The organism is Vibrio echinoideorum (assembly GCF_024347455.1).
Lineage (GTDB): Bacteria > Pseudomonadota > Gammaproteobacteria > Enterobacterales > Vibrionaceae > Vibrio > Vibrio echinoideorum.
Map to the genome: position 1 here is coordinate 1,955,793 of NZ_AP025484.1, position 25,449 is coordinate 1,981,241.

A 25,449-nucleotide genomic window follows, 5' to 3' on the forward strand; every position below is an offset into this window, starting at 1 on the left:
ATGGGAAAAATTCATTGCAATTTCCAATATAGACACTCAAACACTTAGAAAATAATAATCAGGTAAGTAAGTCTAATTGAGGAGGTCGAAATCAAGTTTAATCCCGCTTTGATCCATCCATTTTATTCTTTCGCTACTCTTTCTTTTTTGAATTTTCCACTCACACCTCAACTCAACCATTCACTCCTCGCTATTACCATTCGTCGCATTGATAAAACTGCACGACAAATTCTAGTTAACCTTTCAACGTCAACATTTGAAAGGGATTAGAAATCATGACTACTTCACACTCATTTAATTCAGGCTCTACCACTTCTCTGCTTAAGCGTTCATTACTGATTGCACTTGTTTCATTCGCACCCACTTTGGCGCAGGCTAACCCAAGCTCTGACGTGCTCGATATCTACAATCAAGCCGCGCAAGGCAATGAAGACTTGGTTGAGGTGGCTTACGAACGTCTGAACGACACGCTGCAACAAGACGGTGCGACACCACTGACCTTGGTTTACCTCGGAAGCACAGAAACCCTGATGGGGCGTGATGCGCTCTTACCTTGGAACAAGATGAAGTATGTGGAAAAGGGTTTGTCGACCATTGATAAATCACTGGTGCTGCTTAAAGACGAAGACCAACCGATTCATGAGCAACTTCGTGTTCAAGGGCTACCAGATTCTTACCTAACTCGCGCCATGGCTGCGGTGACTTACACCTCTCTGCCAGACATGTTTAACCATTTTGATCGTGGTTATGACCTGTTCCTCTCGTTACTCGCGGAAGATGATTTCCAACAACAGCATTTCGCTGCGACCTCGTGGATTTACCGTTACGCCATTACCGCTTCGATTCGTGCTGAAGACTTCAAGCAAGCACAGGTGTGGTTAGAACAAATGGAAACTGCTGATGCTGGCAACATCGAAACTATGACGGCGAAGGCCCTAATAGCGAAAGCCAAGTAACAGTTGCCAAAGCCAAATAACAGCTGTGGAAGCTCAATTGCGGCTTGCGAGAGCTTGAGAATGGATTGGTAGTAAGAGGACAGCGAAATGATTGAATTTAAAGATATCGGCAAAGCATATGTCACGGGCGGTCAACGTGTTGATGCATTAAACGGGGTCGACGGGCACATCCAGCGCGGTGAAATGGTGGCGTTATGTGGGCCATCAGGTTCTGGCAAAAGCACACTTTTGAATATTCTTGGATTGTTGGATATGGATTACCGAGGCGAGATCAATATTGATGGAAAAGCGTATCCGACAGAGCAAATAGCCGCTGCACGTTTTCGTCGTCAGTCGTTGGGTTTTGTGTTTCAGCGCTTCAATCTGGTTCCTGTGATGACCGCGCTTGAAAACGTCGCTTATCCATTGATGTTGAACCAATGCTCAAAACACGAACAACAGACCAGAGCACAACATATGCTGGAGCGTGTTGGATTGGGGGATTATGTTCATCATCGCCCAGATAATCTTTCTGGAGGCCAGCAACAACGTGTCGCGATAGCCAGAGCGCTGATTCATAACCCAAGCTTGGTGATTGCTGATGAGCCGACAGCCAGCTTAGACAGTCACACTGCGAACCTTGTGATCGATATCATGAAAGAGCTCGGCCATGAAATGGGCACGACTTTTATCGTCGCAACGCATGACCCAAGAATGGCGCAGCGTTGTGACAGAGTGATTGAGTTAATCGATGGAAAACTCGCTCCACAAGCCGCAACCGCGGAGGCGATCTCATGGGCAAGTTAACACAAAGAATGAGCACGTTTTTACTTCCAACTTCGATGCGTTTAGCTTGGCTTAACTTATTAAGAAACGGTCGTCGTAGTTTGCTTTCTGTGTTGATCATCGCGATTGCGGTTTTCGCACTCACCAGTGCCGGTGGTTACGGACTTTATACCTACGAATCTTTGAGAGAATCGACCGCGCGCGATACTGGTCATCTTACTTTGAGCACGCCGGGATACTTTGAACAAGATGAAGAAATGCCGATGAGCAATGGTCTAGACAACGTTCAAGCGCTAACCAAGAGTATCATCGGTGACAGTGACGTGCGTGGTGTGCAGCCGCGAGTCTACTTTAGTGGCTTAGTTTCTAACGGCAGTAAGTCGACCATCTTTATGGGAACGGGCGTGAATGAGCGTGAGTTCGATATGAAAGGGCCTTTTCTTGATGTGCGCAGCGGGCAAACCCTGTCGGATGTGAAATCTCCAAGATACGACAGCCAAGAGCCTCAAGTGATGCTGGGAACTGACCTTGCTCGTAACCTCAAAGTGGCCGTTGGCGATTGGGTAACACTGCTCGCCACCACCAGTGACGGCGCTTTGAATGCCTTTGATTTTAAGGTGCAGGGCATTTACTCGACAGGCGTGCCTGAGCTAGACAAACGCCAGTTGTATGTTCATATCACGACCGCTCAAGAGCTTTTGGCCTCAGACAAAGTCAGTACCTTATCGGTGTTCCTCTTTGAAACAAGCATGACTTCAATCGTTCAACAGCGTATCCAAACGGCTTTAGATCGAAATAGCGCGAGCCAAAGCGATCAAGGCACAGAGATCACCCCATGGCAAGATCGTGCGTTTTTCTACACCAAGGTTAAAGATCTTTACGACCGGATCTTCGGCATCATGGGTGCAGTGATGGCATTAGTGGTATTCGTGTCGCTGTTTAACACCATGACTATGTCGGTGACCGAACGCACTCGTGAAATTGGCACCTTGTCGGCTCTTGGTAGTTACCCATCTGAAATCGTCGCGGGTTTCTTAAAAGAGGCGGGACTACTGGCGGTGATTGGCAGTGCGATCGGTGCGTTAGTGAGTGGTTTAGTGTCGGTGTTGCTACTGGTGGTTGATATACAAATGCCACCACCTCCGGGTCGAACCGAAGGTTACCCACTCAACATTTACTTCTCATTAGAATTGGTTAGTTACGCCACTTTAGGTGTGCTGACGATATGTTTGCTGGCTGCTTATTTCTCTGCTCGCAAAGGCGTGAATAAGCCAATCACGGAGGCGCTGGTTTATGTATAAATTTACTCGTTCACTCACTGTTTTAGGTTCTGTATTGGTTCTAGCATCGACACCAAGCTGGGCAGTCGATTCACAACAAGTCACAGAGATGATCGCCAAGGCGGATAGTTACCGATTGAACAGCGCACAAGCCTCTAAGGTGGTTTCTCTGGTGGCGCTATACCAAGACGAGCAACTGGACAAAACCCGTGAATACAACGTATACACAAGGCCAAACCGAGAGTCATTAGTCGTCTTTAAATCAGCCGTCGAGGCTGGGCAAAAGATGCTGATGATTGAAGATAACTATTGGCTACTGATGCCGAAATCACGCCGTCCCATTCGTATCACACCGATGCAAAAGCTATTGGGCGAAGCCTCGGTAGGCGATATTTCAACGCTCACTTGGAGTGAAGATTACCAAGGTGAGTGGGTTGCTGAGCAACGAGTTGAGATGCCAAGTGGCGAGACGCTCGATACCCATCACCTAAAGCTAATGGCGAAAACCAAGGGTGCCAGCTATCAATCGATTGATCTGTGGTTAACGACAGACCGAGCGTTTCCAGTTAAAGCGGATCTGTATCTGCGTTCTGGAAAACTGGCGAAACAAGCTTGGTTTACTGAAGGCGTGCGTGATGGATTACCAACAGTGGTGTCGATGACCTTGCTCGATAAGATACAGCCAAGTAAGAAAACCGTGATTGAGTATCGCGAAGTGATTGAACAAAGCTTGGCAGACAAATACTACAACCCTGCTTACTTATCGCGTAACAGCGTGTCTGGGCTGTAGGTGAGCGTCATGAAAGCTTCCAATCGCCGATTCCACATCAAGTCTTCAATCGCTACTTTGCTTGCTTTGTCTTGTGTGAGTAACACGATTCAAGCGGACGATCTGAGCTTGGCGTGGGATTGGCAATTGAGCGTTGAGTCGGTTGAATCGAGAGAGTCACCATTTAGCCCTTTAGCACCTGACAATCGTCAGTCACTCAATGGTTTGTTGGATCTAGAGGTTGGCTATGGGAATTGGCTTGGCCTGTTTGCAGTGAAAGCCAACGATATTCTGAGCAACAACCCTCAAGGGCAAGAGGCGAGCTTTGAATCGGAATTTATTGTGCGTGAGTTGTTCTGGCAAGGTGGGGTTGAGCTGTCGAATTCAGCGTTCGGTGACCATTATCTTGATGTCACGCTGGGCAAGGTTCGCCTCGATTGGGGCGTAGGCTATGGCTACCGACCTTTAGACATCATCAAGCCTTATCGACAAAATCCAGTGGGCATTGTCGCAGAAGAGGGCGCAGGTGTTGCCTCGGCGTCACTGTTTGATATGACGGGCGAATGGACACTGCTTTACAGCGATTCGTCATGGACTTCTCAAGACGTAAATGAATTCGAAAAGCAGAACCAACAACAAGGGGTTGGCTTGCGTCGTTACAATCTTGTAGGTGATCACGAAGTTCAATGGGTCGCTTATTATGACGATGTACGCCACGGCTTGCTTGGGGCGAGTTTGGTTTCGGTGTTGAACCTCGCTTGGGAGTTTCATGGCTCGGTGGTTTATCAGCGACAAAGCCTTGGCTACAGTCAGCCCAACTCACAGCTTAAACCGGTTTATCTTGAAGAGCAGGGCGAGGCTTATCAAGCGTTAGCCGGATTAACATGGGCCAATGACACGGGCCATAATGTGGTGCTGGAATACTGGTTTGATAGCCGTGCTTGGAGTGACTCTGAATGGCAAAGCGCAATAGAAAGTTCTGAGTCTTTGTCGGTTAATCCAATGACAGCATCATTGGCTGGTTCTTACGCTCAGGGCTATCAACACGCCAATTTGGTTCAACACAACATCATGTTTCACTGGTCTCTGGATTCGACACATGGCTGGCTTGAAGATATCACACCGACATTCGACGTCATGTTATCTCCACAAGACGGCGGCTTTATTGCTACGCAGTGGCTCAACTATCAGGCTTTAGATAATGGCGACTCATCGTTGGATTTGGAACTTGCTGCACGCTTTCTAGGCGGTAAAAGTGATTCTGCTTACGCCAACTTACCCGATAGTCATATGATTCTCTTAAATATCAAAGGACGGTTTTAATGAGTACTTCTTCTAAAAGTGAATTTTCGTGGCCAAAGAGTTTCACTCTGACCACCATTTTCTGCGCTTTGATTGCTGTGACCACGCAAACCATATGGGGAGGCGATTTCATCCTCAACCTCGCGATCAGCTTTGGTTTTGGTTTGAGTGCGGTCGGCTCTTCTTTCATTTTGGTTAAGTTGTTCAAAACCGAATCTCGTGTGTTTGAAGTGGGTATCTCGATGTTGGTGGCGATGACGGTTGGTACGTTAAACGCACATTATTGGTTAAATGGTTTCTTTGGTGACAATTTCTCTGGGCTGAAATCGGTGATGTTGTTGGGTGTCATTTTCTGCTCGGTTTGTTACTACTATTTTTATACGAGAGGCGAACAACTCAGAGCCGAAAATGAGTTGGAGATTGCTAAACGCCGTCAAGCTGACCAAGAGAAAGTCGTGGTGATGAGTCAGTTAAAGCAACTTCAAAGCCAAATTGAACCTCATTTTTTGTTCAACACTCTCGCCACCATAAGCGTGCTAATTGATACTGATGGCGCTAAAGCCAAGCTGATGTTAGAAAAGCTGACGGATTTACTGCGCGTGACATTAAAAAATAGTCGTGCCGATCAATCTACGGTTTCTCAAGAAGTCGATTTGATTGATGCTTACCTTAATATTCAGAAAATTCGATTGGCAGAACGATTGGAGTTTTCGATTGAAGCGCATGGCATCAGCGACTTGCAGGTGATTCCGCCATTCTTGATTCAACCTTTGGTCGAGAATGCATTAACCCATGGGATTGAGCCAAAAGCTGCGGGTGGTAAAGTGAAGATCTGCATTACTCAACAAGCGCAGCAGCTAAAAATCGAAGTTGCAGACAATGGCGCTGGGCTGAACTCCCCTTCTATTAGTGCGGGCCATGGTGTGGGGCTTAGCAATATTCGTCAGCGAATCGAAACCCTTTACGGTGAGAAAGCTAGCTTGACGATCACTGAGCAAGCTGAGGGTGGGGTGGTATCGACAATCTTATTACCGCTTATCAGCGAAACTAGATCTGAGAACGATGAGCCGAACCTCTAAGATCAGTGATTACAAACAGACGATTTACAGTGTGAATTTAAAGGAATAATAATGACTAACCCAGCAGTAAAGCCGAACGTAACGGCAATTATCGCAGACGATGAAGCACTGTTAAGGCACCATTTAGACAAGAGCCTTGCTGAGGTTTGGCCTGAGCTAGAGATCGTCAGTAAGGCAACCAATGGTTTAGAGGCGATGCAGAGTATTCAACAGCTTAAGCCCGATGTGGCCTTTCTCGATATTCGCATGCCAGAGCTCGATGGAATCTCGCTGGCGAAACAATTGAACAAGTTAGACTCTCCGCCGTTGGTGGTATTCATCACCGCTTATGACGAATATGCAGTCAAAGCCTTTGAGCACAATGCGATGGACTACCTACTGAAGCCAATCAATGAAGAGCGTTTACTGGCCACATGTCAGAAGGTTCAAGCGCGTTTGTTAAGCCGTCAAAAACAGCCTGATGACATCCCAGTACAGCCCGATATCACAGCGTTAATGGCTCAGCTTCAACAGCTATCACAATCGACTTCCCAGCAAACGCAGCCTCCTTATCTATCGCAGCCCCTTTATCAACAGCAGAAGAAACATCTCACGTGGCTCAAAGCCAGTGTCGGAGAAGACATTCACCTAATCGCAGTCGATGATGTCGCTTACTTCAAAGCGGAAGACAAGTACGTGTCTATATTCAAAAAAGGCCAAGGCGGTTTGCTAGAGGAGTTTATTCTTCGCGTGTCGCTAAAAGAGCTGATTGCGCAGCTTAACCCAGATGAGTTTTGGCAGATCCACCGCTCGGTGGTGGTGAAAGTGTCAGCCATTGATAAAGTGAAGAAAGGGCTTTCAGGCCAGATGTCTGCTTATGTGTCAGGAGAGAAGTTACCGATCAGCCGCGCTTCGCAAGCGCTCTTTAAGGGTATGTAGCAAACTAGCTTAAATGTATGTAGCCATTGATTTTAAATGGATGTAGTTAGCGAGTTTAAATGGATGTTTTAGGCTCTTATCAAAACGCTGCTTTAAACGAGCACAATCAATCTTACATAACGTATAGTGATTTATAAAATAAAGATCTAGATCACAAAGATACTCATCCGGTTCAGTATTAAATAATAATCGTTAACTCAATCTGTATATTGTCGATGAATGACATTAAGAGGTTGTTATGAAAACATATTATTTAGCGACGGCACTATGCCTAACTTTGGTTGGCTGTAGCTCAACATCAAAAACCACTGAAACCTTAATCCAGCCGGATCCGGCATGGACATCAGGCCAGCTAGAAAATGGCCTTACCTACCATGTTTATCCAGATCATGAAGAATCCGTATCTGTTCGTTTAGTCGTGCACGCGGGTTCAATTCAAGAGACTCATCAGCAAGAAGGTTATGCTCACTTTCTGGAGCACATGGCATTCAATGGCAGCAAGAATTTCTCTGAAAATGACGTGATTCGCTTATTTGAAGATGCAGGCGCTAGCTTCGGTGCTGATATTAATGCCTACACCTCTTATGAAGAGACGGTCTACCAGTTAGATTTGCCAGATAACGTCCAATTGCAGTCTGCCCTGACGTGGATGCGTGACATTGGTGATGGCCTGGATCTATCAAGTTCAGAAGTCGAAAAAGAGAAAGGCGTGGTTCTTGGCGAGTTTCGTATGGCTCGCCTCGATGATAAGTCATTCGGAGATATATATTATGATCACTTCATTGAAGGCGGCCCTTACGAATCGCAAGATGCACTAGGGACTAAATCGTCTATTGTGAATGCCACTCCTCAAGGTATCACCAACTTTTATCAAACTTGGTATCAACCTCAAATAGTTGAGCTGGTCGTTTCTGGTGATGTGGACATCAAAACCGTGATTCCACTCATTGAAGAAAAGTTTTCTAGCTGGGAACGTGGCGACACGCCGAGACCAGATAAACAGAAAGTGACCTCATTCAATGAAGATGATTATGTTGAGTACGCAGGAAGAGAAGCGCCAAGCATCACTCTGACGTTTAACCGAGGTTTAAATAGAGTTGAAAATCATGCTCAGCAGAACCAACGCAGGTTAGATGAAACCTCTCAACAATTGATTCGACAGCGATTAGAAGCGGTGTTCAATGATGCCGCGCTGCCGACTCAATGGATAGCGTCTGATAGCTATCGAATGGGTTCTCTGTACTATTCGTCAATAAGTGTTGGGTTTCCGACTGGAGGCCGCGAAGTTATCCAAAAAGATCTGCTTTCTACATTGGCATCACTGCGTGATTTTGGTGTTTCGGAAACGGATATTGTTGGTGAACTGCACTACTACCAAGACTTGCTGGATAACATTGAGCATGACTGGGATAAAATGGACAGCGTTGAACACGCGAATTACAAAGTGAGCAGGTTAGTCACTGATCGAATTGTCCAATCACAGAAAGACTATCAAGTCAGCTTGGAAGCTTTCATTGATAACTTGAGCCTTGAAGTGATTAACGACAACATCAAGAATCTACTTTCTGATGATTACTTTATTGTTATTGGGATGGACGACAATGAAGACAGAACTGCGGTCATCAACTCTCTAGATAGCTTAAAAACCACGTATAGCGAGGCGGGAATTCCGCCGCTTGCGATTGGAACAGCCAGTGCCTTTGCTGTACCTAGCTCGCAAGGCGAGGTTGTGCTTGCTGAACAAATGTCCGTAGATCCATACATCCAAAAGTGGACGTTAAGTAATGGTATCGATATGTGGTACTTGCGTGATTATGTGGCAGGTGATGATGTCGGTGTAATGTATATGAGCCTTGGCGGAAAAGCCGCTTTGGATCCGAGCTTGTACCCAGCGGTTGAGGTCGCATTACCTACTTTCGCTCGAAGCGGTGCCGGTGAGTTTACGGGCTCTGAGCTTTTAGCGTACTTTGATCGTGAAAATATTCGCGCCGATTCCTTCATTGGTAATACTCGTCATGGTATTGAATTTAATATCAATAAAGACGGGCTTGAAGACACGCTTGCTGCGCTTTATACCTTCATAACTGCGCCTAAAATTGTTCCCGATCAGTTAGAGGCAGTGAAGCAGGAGTTTGCACAGGGTCAGGAATCTTTCTTGAGCAGCCCTGTTGGCCAGTTTGAACGCGCAAGAAACCAGAACATCTATCGTCAGGACAGTGGCCACCTCTTTGTGGGTAAAGAACGTGTTGAAGCAGTTTCTGTGGAAGACATCGCTAATCTTCATCAGCAACTGTTTGGTCAAATGAGACATAACCAATTGGTGATCGTGGGTGATATCGACCCAAGTGAATTAAAGCCATTGGTTGAGCAATACTTGGCTTCGATTCCATTAGAAAAAGCCGACGTTCCTGACTTTAAGGTGGCCTACAAGCAGCCATCTGAATCACGCATTGATTTAGCCATCAATAATGTGAATAGTGCAGAGTACGTCTTACGAGTCATCTCTGAACCTACAACCGAAACCGACCAAGGCGTGACGGCAAAAGATATCTTCACGGAAAACTTGCTAGAACGACTGCTGGCGACTCGCTTAGATGCTTATATTCGTGAAGAGTTGAGTTTAGACTACTCACCTTATACGTATTCGGCGTCTGCAGATGGCGAACTGAGTCATGAGTGGGTTATTGGTGCGATGATAGCGCCTGAGAACGTTGATAAAGTGGAAGTGGCGATCGATAAGGTGATTGCAGACCTTCTACAAGGTGTCTCTGAAGAGGAAATGCGAGCGGTAGTGAAACAGTTTGAAGCTGACTTCACGCCTCTCGAGATGAGCTCCATCGACCAAGCCTGGTATTTGTCTCGTTATTTACTTCATGGTTACGACATCGAAGCTTTGTCTCAAGTTGAGCGAGTGGCGAGGTCGATCACTGCGGAAGACATGAATCAACTTGTCCAACGCATCTTTGGTGAAAATAGCCGTAAGGTTAAGAACATCATGCGTCCTAAAGCCTAAAGCCTAAAGCCTAAAGCCTAAAGCAGACAGAAACACTTAACCCAAAGCCAAGCGCGCATCGCTTGGCTTTCTTGTTTTTACACCATTCATAATATCTATGCACCAAGCTTTGTTGAGCTCTTTTGGAGGTATATAAATCTAAATGCCGTGAGTGCCTAATCGGTTGCATCGTATCATTTTCTAAAAAAATGTTTTAAATCAAGACAGCGTTTCATTTGTATTGTAGATTGACGATCTACGAGAATGTTGTTTGGATATTAGATTGCTTAAATTAGGTACCCGATTAGTCTTAATGTTGTTTTTACTGAGCTTTGGCTTAGTGAACTCTAACGGCTATTCGTTCCCTTCTAAGCCATTTCAAATATACTCGGCTCAAGAGCAATCTTCACAGAATGAACAATCTTCCTCGATAAAACAGTGTAAACAAGCCGCTACGGATAACCCGTCGAGCTACTTTGAGTGCAACAAAGCTCAGTTTGGCACCGATCCTTCTGGTGACAGTTCCAACTATCACGACACAGAGTCGAGCCTCCAAGCTGCAAACTTCAGACGTATGCTCAGTAACGAGCAAGAAAGCGTGGCCGATCTTGAGCCTGCTTATCATCTACTGATTGACTTCTCTCCCCCCTCAATACTGGCTTCCCTGCTCTTCAACACGCCGTTGTTGGATTCCAAGCTGCACTGGACCAGTATTGTGAGTTCTCCGTCTTCCCGGCTTTCTGGGTGGAAAGAGGGCAACATCCAATACTCGCATTTCCGAGAACTTCTTAGCTAATCGTTTGACCCTAAATTGGTCGTATCGATGGTCGCCTCGCGTGCCCGTTGAACTCGCCAATTAACCAAGACAAACATAGCGACATCAGCTTTAGCATCACTACCGTTCAATCAGCTTGTTCTGGTTTCAGCTATCGATCGTGTTCGCAAAACATTAGTTATACCAATCGTAGTAAATAACTGGTCATCCTAGCTGGTTAAAACGCTCGTTCACTGCTTTTTTCCGGTGCTATTTTTGAGCTCGTATTTACGGTGATTGGTAAAAAGAAGAGATCTTGACTGTGAAAAAACGCATTCCAAGAAAACAAATCAACCACTATTCAAAGTGGAAATACGCGGTGCTTATCGCCACCATTATCATCATGGTTCTGAGTGCTTTACCTTCTTGGTATGGCGAGAATGCATCGGTTCAAATTAGCAATCGTTCTGAGCAGACAATCGATGCGACTCAAATTACTCAATACCTTGCGAGCGAAGGCATCCAAGCCAAATCTGCATTTCAAAAAGACAAACGTTTAGTCGTGATCTTAGAAGACGCTGAACAACAAGCGAAAGCCAAAGAGGTGCTGAATGAGCGCCTATTGGATAACGCGACCGTTGCGCTAGCGATGGAGCCAGCAGCACCAAAATGGTTGACTGACATGGGTTTTGCGCCAATTCAGTTAGGCCTTGATTTGCGTGGTGGTGTGCAGTTCTTATTAGAAGTGGATATGGAGCCGGTTTATCACGCGCAAGCTCAAGCTATGGTCGACGAGATCACCAGCGAAGTGCGTTATGCCCGCGGTAAAGTGGTGAACAACCAAGTTCAGTTTGATTTCCGTACCGACGCCGATTTCGAAAAAGCACAGAAGCTGATTCGTCAAGAGTTCCCGCAATGGCTACGTAACCGCTCAGACAAATCGCTAACGTTAACTCAGTCTGAAGAAGAACAAAGAACGCTACGTAACCTAACCGTTCAACAAAACCTGCAAATCATGCGCAGCCGTATTGAAGAATTAGGCATCACGGAAGCATCGATTCAACGTCAAGGTGAAAGCCGTATTCGTATTGAACTGCCGGGTGTACAAGACCCTGCAGCTGCGAAAGACGTGATTGGTGCTACTGCTTCATTGGCGTTCTATTCGGTGTACGACAATGCCACTCGCAGTACTCAAACCCTGAAAGATTCAGACGGCAACCGCGTGGTAGTCGACCGCAAGGCGGTGTTGAGTGGCGAACACATTATTGATGCTCGCAGTGGCATTGGTGAGATGGGCAGTGCAGAAGTCAACATTACGCTGGATTCTTCTGGTGGTAAGAAAATGTCTGAGTTCTCACGTCATAACATCGGTAAGCCAATGGCAACGGTGTACAGCGAATACAGCCGTGATAGAGCAGGCAACAGCAAGCAAGACAGCGAAGTGATTAGTGTGGCAAACATCCAATCTCAACTGGGTAGCCGCTTCAGAATCACAGGCGCTGGCAGCTTGGCTGATGCGCAAGAGCTTGCGTTACTGCTGCGTGCGGGGTCATTGACTGCGCCTGTGACCATCATTGAAGAACGTACCATTGGCCCATCTTTGGGTGCTGAAAATGTAACTAACGGCTTTGCTGCTTTGGCACTTGGTCTTGGCCTTACGCTAACGTTTATGGCGCTATGGTACCGCCGCTTAGGTTGGGTCGCGAACTGTGCATTGGTGGTTAACATGACCACATTGTTTGGTTTGATTGCGCTGCTACCGGGTGCGGTGTTAACTCTGCCGGGTATTGCGGGTTTAGTACTGACCGTTGGTATGGCGGTGGACACCAACGTGCTTATCTTCGAGCGTATTCGAGACAAGATGAAAGAAGGGCGCAGCTTTGCTAGCTCTATCGACCGTGGTTTCGATAGCGCATTCTCGTCAATTTTCGATGCTAACGTCACTACCATGATCGTTGCTGTGGCTCTATATACCATTGGTAATGGACCGATTCAGGGCTTCGCTCTGACACTGGGCTTAGGTCTTCTAACCAGTATGTTTACGGGCATTTTTGCTTCACGAGCGATCATCAATTTGGTTTGGGGGCGTGACCAACGCCACGATGTAAGGATTTAAGCATGAGTACTTCAAAAATGACTATTTCAGACCGCTATTTTTCAAATAGCAATATGACTCGCCTTCGTAAGGTGATGTCTGTGATTTCTATTGTGCTGTTCATGAGCTCTGTGATGCTGGTGGCAGTGAAAGGTTTTAACTGGGGTTTGGACTTTACTGGCGGTGTGGTTGCCGAGGTTCAACTCTCCGATCAAGTGACTAAAGACGCCTTAAAAACAAAACTCGATACGGCTTTTCAACAAGACGTTCAAGTGGTTGGTATGGCAGAGCAGGATCGCTGGACGATTCGTTACAGCCAACTGACAGACGCTCCACAACCAAACTTAGTGGATGCTTTGTCATCGGTAAGTGACCAAGTAAAAGTGCTTAACAGCAGCGTGGTTGGGCCTCAAGTGGGTCAAGACATGGTTGACCAAGGTGGCTTGGCGGTATTGGTGTGTTTCCTAATGATCATGCTGTATCTGAGTGTACGGTTTGAATGGCGTTTGGCTCTGGGTGCGCTTGCCGCGATCATCTATGACGTGACGCTCATCTTGGGTCTATTCGCTTTTACTCAGTTTGAGTTCAACCTGACCGTATTGGCGGCCGTGCTAGCGATTCTCGGTTACTCATTGAATGACTCGATCATCATCGCCGACCGTGTGCGCGAAATGCTGCGCGGCAATCCAAACGGTGATACTGATAACCTGCTCAATGAATCGGTTAAAGCGACCTTCTCACGCACCATGGTGACTTCAGGAACAACGCTAATTACCGTATCAGCGCTTTGGCTACTGGGTGGCGCCGCGCTGCAAGGTTTCGCGATTGCACTGGTTGTAGGTATTGTCAGCGGTACGTGGTCTTCCGTTTCGGTCGGTATCACACTGCCTAAGTTACTTGGCCTACAGCCTTGTCACTACCAAGTGAAAGCGCCAGTAGAAGTTGAGGGTGAGTACCCTTAGTCAAGCTAAGCTAGCTTATGCACGCTAGGCTGATTTACTTACTCTATTAACCGAAACCAATAATAAAAGCCCTTGAACTCACTTAACCCCCTAAGTAAGTTCAGGGGCTTTATTTTTTATAAGAGTCAACTGGTTAGAGAAAAGTGAGCCTATTTCAAAAAACGATGGATTGAGCAGGCAAGCCCTCATGATATGAAGTATGTTTAGATGACGTTAGTAGAAATGAGGCAAGGGAATGGAATATCGACATCAATGTCATGTAGGCGACCATGGTGATGCACTGAAGCATCCAGTATTGAGTGCACTTGTTCAGTCATTAATGCAGCAGCATTCACGCCTCAATGTTATCGACACGCACTCAGGTACAGGGTGTTATGACCTCACTACCGCACCAAGTAATCACGCCGGTGAGTTTGCTGAAGGGGTCGGGTATTTGTGGCGCAATAAGGCTTACCTTCCTCCGGCATTCGCTTCTTTTATGTCGGTACTGGAATACTACAATCCGAATCAACTTATCTCTTTGTATCCGGGTTCTGCCGCCATCACTTACCAACAAGGTCGCAGCCAAGATAGTTTCTATTTTTCAGACATTCAGCAAGATGAAGCTGATTTACTGCAAACCAATATTGAGAAGTTACAATGTAACCTGGATATTTCAAGCAAGCTTACGATTAGCGCAGGTGATGGGCTTAAAGCGTTACCTGATGACGTAGCTAAACATGACAATCACCATCTGATTGTTATCGACCCACCCTATGAAACCGATTCAGAATATCTCGCGGTGATTGATGCCTTAGTTAAGGCGTATCAGCAATCTGAGAAGGTATCTGCACTAATTTGGTACCCGCTCTACACGGATGACAAGAGCTCACTGATTTTGAACCACTGTGTGACCGCAGTGAAAGATGGTTTGCTGCCAAGTCCGATTAAGTCGGAGCTTCGCCTTCGAGATCCTAAGGGTGATGATCGCCTGATCGGTAGTGGTTTACTGTTGTTCAATCCACCACAAGGCATTGCTGGAACGGTCGCGGATACGCTTGATTATTTACACAGCCAACTCGCGACCAATGGTGAAGGATATTGGCAAATGAGAAGTCTATAAATCTGATTTCTATGGATTTTATGATGATTTTCTAGACGCCGCTCACTAAATCACTGTTATTTATGTGGTTTAAATTGACCAAACGCTAACTTTTATCGATTGATTAATTGCAGTGAATCATTTAAAAATAGAATATCAATGCGCACAAGTGCATAATGGCTCATAAGTTAAATAATTAATCTTAAGATTAAACTAGATTGTGGTTTACCCCCTAAACTGCATAAGGCTCGCACTAGTCATGCGAGCCTTTCTTTTGCCTGTCGGAAATGTTTCTAGTGGTTAGAAACCATCATCTCCTCCAAATCCACTACAACGCTGGATAATCGATGTAGCCTTTTTCGTTGCCGCCGAACAGAGTGGCGCCATCGAGATCGGATAGTTCGTTGCCGTTTTGTAGGCGTGAAACTAGGTCTGGATTAGCAACGAATGGGCGACCAAATGCGACGAGGTCGGCGTAGCCTTTGCTTAATACTTCCTCAGCGCGTTGTGGTGTGTAGCTGCCAGCGACGATGATGGTGTTAGAGAATAGCTCTCTTAGTTCTACGCGGAAGCTTTCAGGTATCACAGGCGCGTCATCCCAATCGGCTTCTGATAGGTGCAGATAAGCGATATTACGAGCTTGCAGTTTCTTTGACGCTTCTAAAATCGTTGGCACGATGTCTGGACAGTTCATGTCTTTGAAGGTGATGAATGGGGCCAAACGTACGCCCACTTTGTCAGCACCAATCGCTTCAATTACCGCATCCACGACTTCAATTAGAAAGCGAAGTCGGTTCTCACGACTGCCACCATAGTTGTCGGTGCGCTTATTTGAATTGGTTCTTAGGAATTGATCGATGAGGTAGCCATTACCACCGTGGATTTCCACTCCGTTGAACCCTGCCTCGACAGCTTTTTTCGCTGAGTTAGCAAAATCTTGAACAACACGATCGATGTCTACTTGCGTCATTTCTCTTGGTTGGATGCAATCCACCATGTTGCCGTTACCATTTTCATCAGAGATCCAAACCTGCGTTTCTATGGGTGCCAGTGCAGAAGGTGCAATCGGCAACTCGCCTTTTTGAAAGGTAGGGTGTGATACTCGGCCTACGTGCCATAGTTGGCAGAATATCGCGGCACCTTGCTCTTTTGCTGCTGTGGTGACTGATTTCCAACCTTCGATTTGCGCATCGGTATAAACGCCGGGTGTGAATGAGTAACCTTGAGAGTCATCTGAAATTTGTGTGGCTTCAGTGATGATTAGCCCTGCACTTGCTCGTTGTTGGTAATAAGTCGTCATCATGTCGTTTGGCACGTTTCCAGGTTGGCTAGTGCGAGCGCGTGTCATGGGTGCCATAACGACACGGTTTTGCAGCTCTAGGCCTTTCAGTTCTGATGTTTCGAATAACTTGTTCATGATCTCTACCTTTATGAATTTTTAGTGCTGTGCCAATTCCAGTTTGATAATGAATTGGCACTTTGAAGTTACGGAGTTCTTAAATTATTTAGCTTCTGTTGGTGCAAATATTGAGTTGCTTTGTGGTTTCTCGTTTCGGTTAGCTTTAGCGATTAAGAACAAGCCGACGATAGGAACCACAACGGCTGCGAACGGAATCATACCTGCGCCTAGTTGGCTGTCGAGTACCATGCCGCCAAGGAATCCACCAAAGGCATTGGCTAGGTTAAACGCTGAGATATTCGCAGTTGCTGCTAGCTCTTGCCCTTCGCCACCGTGGTTCATTACTCGAAGTTGCATGGCAGGGACGTTCGCAAATGATGCAATACCAAAGACAAATGCGGCTGCAACGAAGAGGATTTTGTTGTCTACCACAAGGCCAACCACAACCAATGAAACGATCATTGCGACTGCCCAAAACATTGAAGCTTTGCCTAGGTTTTTATCTGAAGAGCGTCCGCCCAAGGTGTTACCGATGATTAAGCCAACACCCACTATCACTAAGATCCAAGTCACTGATTCTTGACTGTAACCCGTGATGTGCATGGCGATTGGCGCAAGGTAGCCGTAAAGCGTCATGAAGCCAGACCAAGCAAAAGCGGTGATTGCTAAGCTGATCAGCAACATTGGATTTTTGAACGCTAACAGCTGAGTTTTGATGTCTTTCGCTTCACTGTGACCTGTCGATTTAATCGAAGTCAGAATGGCAAGCATCGCGATAGTGCCAAGTGCTGCCACGGTAAAGAAAGTGGTGTGCCAACCGAATTGCAAGCTGACCCATGTACCAGCTGGAACGCCAAGAACGTTAGCGAGTGTTAAGCCTGCGAACATCTGGCCAACAGCACGACCTGCCATTTTTTCAGACACTAAGTTGGTTGCAACAACCGCACCGATACCATAAAAAGGGCCTTGCACTAAGCCTGCGATAACACGGCTGGCAAGTAGAAGTGGGTAGCTAGGAGCAAGGGCTGATAAGACATTACCGATGATGAACAGTGCCATTAAGCCAATCAGCACCATCTTCTTGTTAAAACGTGCAAGGTAGATGGTTAAGATCGGGCCGCCGATAACGATAGCCAACGCGTAAGCACTGATAAGGTAGCCAGCTTGGCCTTCTGTGATTGAAAGTGATGTGGCGATCTGTGGAAGAATGCCTGCGATAACAAACTCAGCCGTGCCGATTGCAAATGCAGCGAGTGTCAGTATCCAAACTTGGAATGGAATCTTTTCTTTATGGGTAGTTTCTTTATGGATAGTTTCTTGGTGGACTGTTTCTTGTTTCATGATGATCTACCTATGTAAATTCTTGTTTGTTAGGACGTTTAGATACACGCCCTAACGATTGTTCTTTGCTTCTTTGCGGAGTGTTAGCCGAGTAGAGCGCCGCCATCGATATCGATGATTGACCCTGTGACGTATGGGTTATTAATTGCGAACAGGTAACCCATGGCTATCTCTGAAGGCTCGCCAACCTTGCCTGCGGGTAGGTTGTTTTTGGCGTTGTCGTACATGCTTTCACGAGCGGAATCGTCCATGTTTTTGTAGGCTTCCGTCATGGTTAAACCCGGGCTAACGGCATTGACTCGAATGGGTGATAGCTCTTTCGCCAGTATTTTGGTTACGCTTTCTAGTGCGGCGTTGATGGCGGTTTTTACGTAAGTGCCTGCCACAACCTTGCGTGACAACATGCCAGTTGTGAACGTGATAGACCCATTTGGTGTCATGTAACGAGCGGCATGTTTGGCTACGTTTAAGCTTCCCCAAAACTTAGTGTCAAAAGCTGTCTTAGCGTCTGCGGTTGCTACGTCTGTTACTTTTCCTGCGGGAGCGGATGAGCCAGCCGTTACGACTAAGTGGTCAAACACGCCAATCGATTCGAAGTATTCACAAATCGACTTTTCATCGGTGATATCAACGCCTGTGTGTCGGCTGGCAATATGTACCGTGTTGTTCTCGTTTCTTAGTTGCATCGCTAGTGCTTTGCCGATACCTGATGTGCCACCAATGATGACGAAAGTGTGTTTCTCTTGTTTAGTCGATTCGTTAGTCATGCTCTGAATTCCTGCGTTGTTCTGTTGATGTTTGCCATTATATTTATTCGACTAAATTTGATAATTGGTTAAAATATAAATTCATTATTCGGTTAATCTGAATAGTGTGACTGAGTATTCAAATCGAGCATTAAGATCGAGAAGTAAGACGAAGAGGTGGAAGCGAGAATCGTATGGATAAGTTTTCAGATATGGCGATGTTCGTGAGCATTGTTAAGCATCAAGGGTTAGCGGCGGCTGGGCGAGAGTTAGGGCTTTCTCCTGCGACCATGACAGCAAGGCTGCAGGCGCTTGAAGAACGATATGGTGTGAAGTTGTTGAATCGAAGCACGCGTCATGTGTCTTTGACCGACTCTGGAGAGCTGTATCACAAGGCATGTTTGGAGATTTTAGACAACGTCAGTGAGGCCGAAAACCTGATTCAAAATGGTGTAAAAGAAGTCAAAGGCTCGCTAAAAATCGCCGCGCCGAAAGACATCGGAAAACAGTACATTCTTCCTATTCTTTCGGAGTTTTGCCAGCAGTATCCGGACGTTATTCCTTACCTGTATTTGAACGATAACCTCTCGAACATTGCTGAATCTGGCATGGATATCGTGATTCGTTATGGTGAACTGGTCGACAGCAGTTTGATATCCAGACGCTTATCACCAAGCCGACGTGTGTTGTGCGCTTCTCCTGAATATCTTGCTAAACATGGAACACCGTTAACACCACAAGATTTGGTCGAACACGACTGTTTAGCCATGCTGCGTAGCAATGAAGAGCTCAAGACATGGCACTTCCAAGATAATGATATGAAGAAGTCGGTGACGGTTGTGCCGAAGCGATTTTCAGACGATGGCGAAGTGATTCGGTACTGGGCATTAAAAGGTGAGGGCATTGCGCTTAAATCGGTGCTGGATGTGCAAGACGACATCAATAACCAACGTCTTGTGACTCTGCTTAATGGCTACATGAAAAACTTCAATACCGCGATGTCGGTGTCGAGCGCCGACTTGAATGTGGTGTACATCAGCAAGAAATATCAGCCGAAGCGTATCCGACTGTTTTTGGATTTTCTGTTTGAGCGCTTTGGCGATTACGTCAGCTCGAGTCGTTAATTTCCGAGTTAAACAAGTAAAAGAAATACAACGATGGCAACCGCTAACGCCCTTGGGATAAAAGTATCTTTGTCTATCATGGGCACCTCTTATCGTGCCTCAAATGAATGAGGCACGGGTTATTTATTGGGGTTAACGAAGGTGTAGGTAGAACGGAGAGAAGGTATCAATCACATCAACCAAACGTTGAAGTTGCTTGATATCGCCCTTGGTTGCTTTCGCTGTTGATTCTTCAACATTGATGTCTTTGACTAAGAACAAGTGAACAAGGTCTTGTTTTGACATATCGACGGTGAGATCGGCGCTCTCAGAGCTAAAACCATTGTCGACAGCCATTGTGCGGTTAGACACGTTGACAAGGTATGGGCTTCCATCCACAACAAGGTTGATGACGTGCGTCTCGTTGGTGTTCAATTGCTCGGCTATTAGGCGAGTTGGAATCAGTGACATCACGTCATCGGTTGGTGCCTCAACGAACTTGCTGGCATCGCCAAAAAAGTTCATTGTATCGAGCACGCCATCTAGTTCTCCGCGAAGCTCTGCTGCACCTGTGAGTGCCCAGTGACGCCAACCCGGGGTCGATTGTTCCCAACCCCAACGCTCTAGCGCAACGGCTTTTTGTCCACGAGCATACATATCGTTGTGATCGACTCGGATAACATGCGTTAGGATCTGCATCGCTTCACCGTACTGTTGTTTTTCGATCATGCGATCCGCAGCCTTTCTAATGGCGTCTGAGCCACCCATCATATCAACGTAAAGTTGCGCCATGTCTTTGTGTGCAGGCTTCGCAAGCTCACTGGCATCACCATTGAACCAACCAACATTACCCGCATAGATATTGGCAACATTTTGATATTCTGAGCCACGCAACGGGCGAAGGTAGTCGTGATCTTTGAGTTCTTCAGGCAGACGGATACTGTCCGAAAGCTCATGCATGGTATAGCCTTTGTTGATATGGCGAACCGTTTGATCTTGCATGTAGCGCAGTGAATCCGCGTAGGCTTTCATAACATCTTCAACACGCTCTTGGCTTACTGCAGAACGGCCGTGGTGTAGGGAAAGCGTTTTTGGCTGATAGCGGCGCATACGGTCTATAGAGTCTGCCCATTCAAGGCCGTCACGGTACTCGGTACCACGAATGGTGTAGAGGTTTGGAATGGTTTCACCTTGAATGGTATCGCCACCGACCATGTCTCCCGTTTCATGTACATAGAGTGCAACACCATCTGGCGCTTCTCCTGGGGTGTGGAAAAACTCCAATGTAAGGCCATCTACCTTCATGATCATCAGATCGTCGACTAAGATATTTGGCGCGAAGAAGGATTTGTTTTGTGATTGCATCACGATGTCTGCTGGGTAGCCAACACCTTGGTTTACCCCTTTATCGTAGTCATTGTTATGAGGGATAAAGGCACCAAATGCATACGCGGTTCGAATCGACTGTTGATTAAGATAAATGCCAGACTCTTCGTTCATTTTCTTCTGGAAATCAACATGAGCGATGACATTAATTTTGCCAGATTCGAAGTCTTCACGCGTTGCTAGCCCTTCGGTTCCTGCCCATTGATCTGGGTGGTGGTGAGTATAGAAAATCGTATGAACCTCACGCTCGTCTCCAGTTGCGTCACGGTAAGCCGACAGCATGGCTTCACCGGTTTCAGCCGTTGAACCAGCGTCGATAATGATCAGTCCTTTGTCACCCTGAAGGAAGGTGATCGAAGCTCCCTCAAAGCCAAATGCGTTGTACATGCGGTCTGATAGCTTAAAGATCACAGGGTTGGTCATTGCTTCTTCCATCGCTGCTAACTCTGGATGAATTTTGCCTTCTTGCAGCGCCTTTTCCATGTTTTCTTTGTTGTATTCCGGCGTGAATAGAGGTTCACCTCGCCAGATTATTTCTGGGAATGACCCCGCTAGTTTTGTCGAGGCATTTTCAGATAAAGGGAAGTAACTTTGCTGCTCAGCAGACATGGTTGGAGAGAGAAACTCAATGCCATTAGCAAACGGGTCATAGTTATTAGAAAGCACAACATCGTACTCGCTCATATCGAATGAGTGGTCATGGTCGCCGTGAGTTAAACGCTCTGATGCGTGATGAGAGTGAGCCATCACATTGCAAGACGCTAAGATTGAGAGAGCAATAATGGTTTTTTTCATAGTGTTACCCTGGTTCTGTATTTCGTATGAATCAGACTCAGAATCCATCCTGTTTCGTCGTTCTTCAAAAGTTGAAGGATACGAGGGTGTGTAATAGGCCTCGTTGATGACGATATCTTAGGCAGTTTTTAAGCGGCGAACCATTGGGTAGTAACTATAAAACACATAGATTTTATCTATGTAATTTGGTCTATTTTGTATTTACATTACGGCTTATCATTACTTGCATAGTTTTTGTTTATTTCTTGGAAGGTGGCGTTAGATGCTTTTTGATGTGTTCTCGAACTTGAGCATGTCGCTGATCTTGAATACTGCGTTTGTGATAAATCATTTTCATTTCGTAGTTACGCAACGCAAATGGCGGTTCGAGGACTTTTAGCCCTAGCTCTTCTGCTAAATTAAACATGGACTCACTGACAATGCACACCGCGTCAGAGTTACGAGCGTTCAGCAGTAGATTCGATTGACCGGAAACTTCTCGAACCACGTTACGCTCAAATGCTTCTTCAGTTCGGGTTTCTAGTGCGCTTACATTTTTGTCTTTTAGGCGCAGCATGATGTGCTCGGCGTTTTTGAACTGCTCAAGGGAGATGGTATCGCCAATCGTTGGGTGGTCTTTACGACACGCAAGTGCGAGCTTTTGGGAGCCGATCGATTCGACAATAAAGGAGTGATCAGTAACAGAGATGTCGTCGACAACAATATCCACCTCTCCGGTTCTTAGTTTGTCCAAAATGCTGTATTCGATGGCGGGAGTTTCAACAAAGTAGACGCCTTCATAGCCAGGGAGTGCTTGCATGATCACTTCTGGGCAGCAGATTTTTAGCTTTCTCTCTTCTTCAAATACTGAGTCGAGCCGACCTAATATTTCTCGGCATTGCTCAGCAAGATAATGCGCATCTTCTGTCGGCTGAATTGAACGACTGGTGCGATAAAACATGATCTTTCCGCTCTGCTCTTCAAAGTTTTTTATCGCGGCGGTCATTGATGGCTGAGTCATATTCATATGTTCTGCTGCCTTAGAAATACTCTTGAAGTCATAGGCTGCGAGAAAGTGTTTAATCAGATTGAGATTCATATAGGTGTACCCTGTAGAAAGAGATTAAATAGTTTGAACACGACTCAGTGATCGTTGTGTCGATGATGGTAGGGTCAGTGGTGCCGAGATTTAGCTTAAATTATGTGTTGAAAACATGCGCTATATATTTGTTGGAAAACACATTTTTTTACCAAAATAACAAATCAGGATATGATGGGTGAAAAGTAACCAGCAACCAGTAACTAGAACAAGGAGTGCTCATGAAACAGGTCGGAGATACGGTTATCAAACCTTTTCACAAGGCAACCTGCCATTGCGGTGCGGTTGAATTAGAGCTTAGCTTACCTAACGGGATAGAAAAACCACGCCGTTGTGATTGTTCTATCTGTCGTCGTAGAGGGGCGATTGTAGGCTCTTTGGCGCTGGATGGTATCAAGATCCTCAAAGGTGCTGAGCATCTCAAGCTTTATCAATTCAATACCAACACCGCGAAGCACTACTTCTGCTCAAACTGCGGTATCTATACCCATCATCAACGCCGTTCTAGCCCAAATGAATACGGTTTTAACATCGGCTGTTTGGAAGGAGTAAACCCTTTTGATATTGGTGATGTGGTGACTAATGATGGCGTTAATCACCCTGCTGATCGCTAAGTCGTTACACAATATAAAAGGAATTAATTATGTCTGAATATGGAGCGGTCATTCGCTGGCAAAAAGCGGAAGATGAAACCTTTAGTGACAACCAATACAGTCGTGGTCATACGTGGGAGTTCGATGGTGGTATCACTGTGCCAGCTTCATCTTCTCCTCATGTTGTGCCACTGCCGTTTTCGGTGGAAGCGAATGTCGACCCAGAAGAAGCGTTTATCGCGGCACTCTCTAGCTGTCATATGCTGACTTTTCTGGGAATCGCCGCGAAGCAGAAGTACGTGATCGAGTCTTATGTGGATGATGCGATTGGTGTGCTTGAGGAAGATGAATCAGGCCGCTCATCGGTCACTAAGGTGACTCTGCGACCTGAGATTGTTTTTTTAGGTACTAAACAACCAACTGCCAAACAACTCGAAAAACTGCATCATTTGGCGCACAAAAACTGCTTTATCGCGAACTCGGTCAAGACTGAAATTGTGGTCGAGATGCGAGATTAATCTTAATTAATCACAAGATTTCTTTAAAAACTTCGTCCTTTTTATCTCGCTATCGTCTTAAGGGTATTCAGGCAATCCAGTTGATTGCAAAAGAACCAAGCACACTATTTGAGGAACCCTCCATGACAGCGTTTAACAGTGCATCGAATTACGGTGAACATGCGTTTATCAAAAGCAAACCAGAGATGCTAGAGAGCATTTACAACACTGTCGATGTATTTCCTTACTGGATTGCCGACATGGACTTTCAGGTAGCCGAACCGATCACTCAAGAGCTTAACCGATTGGTTGAGCGTGGAGTGTATTCGTATGAGTTCAATGAACAGGCGGTGTTTGAGGCGCTATCTCAATGGTATTCAAAGCGTCATGGTTTAAGCCTTTCTGCTGATAAGTTCGTACAGGTTCCGGGAGTGTCACCAGGCATCGCGTTGTTACTTCGCCAGTTTACTAATGAGGGGGATGGAGTACTTATCCATACACCGGCTTACCATCAGTTCGCTAATTTGGTGAATAAAGCAGGTCGTCAGGTCGTGAATAGCCCGTTGATTAATGACGGACAGAGTTATCAGATTGATTTTGCTGGTATGGAGCAACAGATCATCGAACAGCAAGTGAAGACGATGATTTTCTGTAATCCGCATAACCCGACTGGGCGAGTGTGGACACCTCAAGAGATTGAACAAGTCATCGAAATAGCTAAGCGCCACGATGTGCTTATCATCAGTGATGAAGTCCATTCCGACATTATTTTTGAAGGTCATTCTTTTACGAGCTTAACCAGCTTTGATTACGACAAGGTCATTGCCTTGATTGGCTCTCCGGCGAAAACCTTCGGCATGCACAGCATCTCAAATGGCTATGTGTACACCAACAATCATGAGTTATTTGAAGCGTTCAAAACCAATGTGGTGGCGATGTATCTTGATCATGGTAATGCGTTCAGTACGTTTGCAACCGTGGCGGCCTTTGAGAAAGGTGGAGAGTGGCTAGATGGCATGTTGGTGTATCTGCAAGACACGGTGAAATGGATCACTGAGTTTGCGGAGCAGCGCATTCCTCAGTTAAAAGTCTTCCAGCCGCAAGGCACTTACCAAGTGTGGTTTGATTTCTCAGGCTTGGATTTTTCGGAAGAAGAGTTAAAAAATGTGGTGTTTGAACAAGCTAAAATGGGCTTAACCCCAGGTGGTTGGTTTGGTGCGCAAAGCCCTAACTTCATGCGAATGAACATCGCGACGTCACGCGATAATATCGAGCAATCATTTACTGCGTTGGCGGATGCAATTGAGGGTTTTGAGCGAGGAAGTCAGGAGAGTTCAAACTGCTGTGATAGCGGCAATTCACAAAGCTGCTGCTGATTATCCATGTTGAATTGAAAATGCTTAGCCGTTGATGCTGATCATTGGGCTCTAAAGAACGAAAAACCGCGAGGCTGCTTAGTGCATCACTGGCGGTTTTTTTATGTCTGTGTAATCCTACGTACGGTTTTAATTGAGTGACAGTTAGAAAGTACTGAGAGATAGGTAGCGATCTCTTGAAT

Annotated in this window: 21 protein-coding genes; 16 read left to right on the plus strand and 5 right to left on the minus strand. The window is 46.0% G+C overall.

What is annotated here, in order from left to right; genetic code table 11:
- Nucleotides 1–275: 275 nt before the first annotated feature.
- From OCV36_RS24615 to rlmJ, 12 genes are all read left to right on the plus strand, one after another.
- On the plus strand, nt 276–956 hold the full coding sequence (locus OCV36_RS24615) for a hypothetical protein (protein WP_135454041.1): 681 nt from the start codon (nt 276–278) through the stop codon (nt 954–956).
- Between the two features lie 87 nt (nt 957–1,043).
- Nucleotides 1,044–1,742, plus strand: a complete 699-nt coding sequence (locus OCV36_RS24620) for an ABC transporter ATP-binding protein (protein WP_135454038.1) — start codon at nt 1,044–1,046, stop codon at nt 1,740–1,742.
- The gene (locus tag OCV36_RS24625; RefSeq protein WP_135454036.1) at nt 1,730–3,022 is read left to right on the plus strand and encodes an ABC transporter permease; all 1,293 of its coding nucleotides are present in this window, start codon (nt 1,730–1,732) and stop codon (nt 3,020–3,022) included. The genes OCV36_RS24620 and OCV36_RS24625 overlap by 13 nt, the downstream gene beginning before the upstream one ends.
- Nucleotides 3,015–3,791 carry an outer membrane lipoprotein-sorting protein gene (locus OCV36_RS24630; protein WP_135454034.1) on the plus strand — a complete coding sequence of 259 codons (777 nt, stop codon included), beginning with the start codon at nt 3,015–3,017 and terminating at the stop codon, nt 3,789–3,791. Before OCV36_RS24625 ends, OCV36_RS24630 begins: the two co-directional genes overlap by 8 nt.
- Before the next feature lie 9 nt (nt 3,792–3,800).
- Nucleotides 3,801–5,093: a hypothetical protein gene (locus tag OCV36_RS24635; protein ID WP_135454031.1), complete on the plus strand. Its 1,293-nt coding sequence runs from the start codon at nt 3,801–3,803 to the stop codon at nt 5,091–5,093.
- Nucleotides 5,093–6,151, plus strand: coding sequence for a sensor histidine kinase (locus tag OCV36_RS24640; RefSeq protein WP_135454029.1), 1,059 nt, complete (start codon nt 5,093–5,095; stop codon nt 6,149–6,151). Before OCV36_RS24635 ends, OCV36_RS24640 begins: the two co-directional genes overlap by 1 nt.
- A gap of 51 nt (nt 6,152–6,202) precedes the next feature.
- Nucleotides 6,203–7,069 (plus strand): LytR/AlgR family response regulator transcription factor, encoded by an 867-nt coding sequence (locus OCV36_RS24645; RefSeq protein ID WP_135454027.1) that lies wholly within the window; start codon nt 6,203–6,205, stop codon nt 7,067–7,069.
- Nucleotides 7,070–7,307: 238 nt separating this feature from the next.
- Nucleotides 7,308–10,082: a M16 family metallopeptidase gene (locus OCV36_RS24650; RefSeq protein ID WP_065680982.1), complete on the plus strand. Its 2,775-nt coding sequence runs from the start codon at nt 7,308–7,310 to the stop codon at nt 10,080–10,082.
- A gap of 292 nt (nt 10,083–10,374) precedes the next feature.
- The gene (locus OCV36_RS24655) at nt 10,375–10,857 is read left to right on the plus strand and encodes a hypothetical protein (protein ID WP_029221919.1); all 483 of its coding nucleotides are present in this window, start codon (nt 10,375–10,377) and stop codon (nt 10,855–10,857) included.
- Nucleotides 10,858–11,131: 274 nt separating this feature from the next.
- Nucleotides 11,132–12,931 (plus strand): protein translocase subunit SecD, encoded by a 1,800-nt coding sequence (gene secD / locus OCV36_RS24660; RefSeq protein ID WP_004732670.1) that lies wholly within the window; start codon nt 11,132–11,134, stop codon nt 12,929–12,931.
- 2 nt (nt 12,932–12,933) lie between these two features.
- Nucleotides 12,934–13,872: a protein translocase subunit SecF gene (secF, locus tag OCV36_RS24665; RefSeq protein WP_004732672.1), complete on the plus strand. Its 939-nt coding sequence runs from the start codon at nt 12,934–12,936 to the stop codon at nt 13,870–13,872.
- Nucleotides 13,873–14,107: 235 nt separating this feature from the next.
- Nucleotides 14,108–14,974 (plus strand): 23S rRNA (adenine(2030)-N(6))-methyltransferase RlmJ, encoded by an 867-nt coding sequence (gene rlmJ, locus OCV36_RS24670; RefSeq protein WP_017077084.1) that lies wholly within the window; start codon nt 14,108–14,110, stop codon nt 14,972–14,974.
- A gap of 307 nt (nt 14,975–15,281) precedes the next feature.
- Here rlmJ and OCV36_RS24675 read toward each other — a convergent pair whose 3' ends face one another.
- From OCV36_RS24675 to OCV36_RS24685, 3 genes are all read right to left on the minus strand, one after another.
- Nucleotides 15,282–16,370 (minus strand): alkene reductase, encoded by a 1,089-nt coding sequence (locus OCV36_RS24675; protein WP_135454025.1) that lies wholly within the window; start codon nt 16,368–16,370, stop codon nt 15,282–15,284.
- A gap of 84 nt (nt 16,371–16,454) precedes the next feature.
- Complete coding sequence (locus OCV36_RS24680; RefSeq protein WP_102489199.1) at nt 16,455–17,693, minus strand: MFS transporter; 1,239 nt, start codon at nt 17,691–17,693, stop codon at nt 16,455–16,457.
- Nucleotides 17,694–17,776: 83 nt separating this feature from the next.
- Nucleotides 17,777–18,460, minus strand: coding sequence for an SDR family oxidoreductase (locus tag OCV36_RS24685; RefSeq protein WP_135454024.1), 684 nt, complete (start codon nt 18,458–18,460; stop codon nt 17,777–17,779).
- Between the two features lie 173 nt (nt 18,461–18,633).
- Here OCV36_RS24685 and OCV36_RS24690 point away from each other — a divergent pair, with 173 nt between their 5' ends.
- Nucleotides 18,634–19,563 (plus strand): LysR family transcriptional regulator, encoded by a 930-nt coding sequence (locus OCV36_RS24690; RefSeq protein WP_135454022.1) that lies wholly within the window; start codon nt 18,634–18,636, stop codon nt 19,561–19,563.
- Nucleotides 19,564–19,695: 132 nt separating this feature from the next.
- Here OCV36_RS24690 and OCV36_RS24695 read toward each other — a convergent pair whose 3' ends face one another.
- Both OCV36_RS24695 and OCV36_RS24700 read right to left on the minus strand, forming a co-directional pair.
- A complete protein-coding gene (locus OCV36_RS24695; protein ID WP_237297885.1) occupies nt 19,696–21,723 on the minus strand; it encodes an alkyl sulfatase dimerization domain-containing protein in 2,028 nt (675 codons plus the stop codon).
- A 238-nt stretch (nt 21,724–21,961) separates the two neighbouring features.
- Nucleotides 21,962–22,801: a LysR family transcriptional regulator gene (locus tag OCV36_RS24700; RefSeq protein ID WP_009846071.1), complete on the minus strand. Its 840-nt coding sequence runs from the start codon at nt 22,799–22,801 to the stop codon at nt 21,962–21,964.
- A 221-nt stretch (nt 22,802–23,022) separates the two neighbouring features.
- On the opposite strand from OCV36_RS24700, the gene OCV36_RS24705 reads away from it, so the two are divergent.
- From OCV36_RS24705 to OCV36_RS24715, 3 genes are all read left to right on the plus strand, one after another.
- Nucleotides 23,023–23,415, plus strand: coding sequence for a GFA family protein (locus tag OCV36_RS24705; RefSeq protein WP_076645047.1), 393 nt, complete (start codon nt 23,023–23,025; stop codon nt 23,413–23,415).
- A gap of 29 nt (nt 23,416–23,444) precedes the next feature.
- Complete coding sequence (locus OCV36_RS24710; protein ID WP_135454020.1) at nt 23,445–23,912, plus strand: OsmC family protein; 468 nt, start codon at nt 23,445–23,447, stop codon at nt 23,910–23,912.
- Nucleotides 23,913–24,034: 122 nt separating this feature from the next.
- Nucleotides 24,035–25,267 (plus strand): MalY/PatB family protein, encoded by a 1,233-nt coding sequence (locus OCV36_RS24715; protein WP_135454018.1) that lies wholly within the window; start codon nt 24,035–24,037, stop codon nt 25,265–25,267.
- Nucleotides 25,268–25,449: the final 182 nt, after the last annotated feature.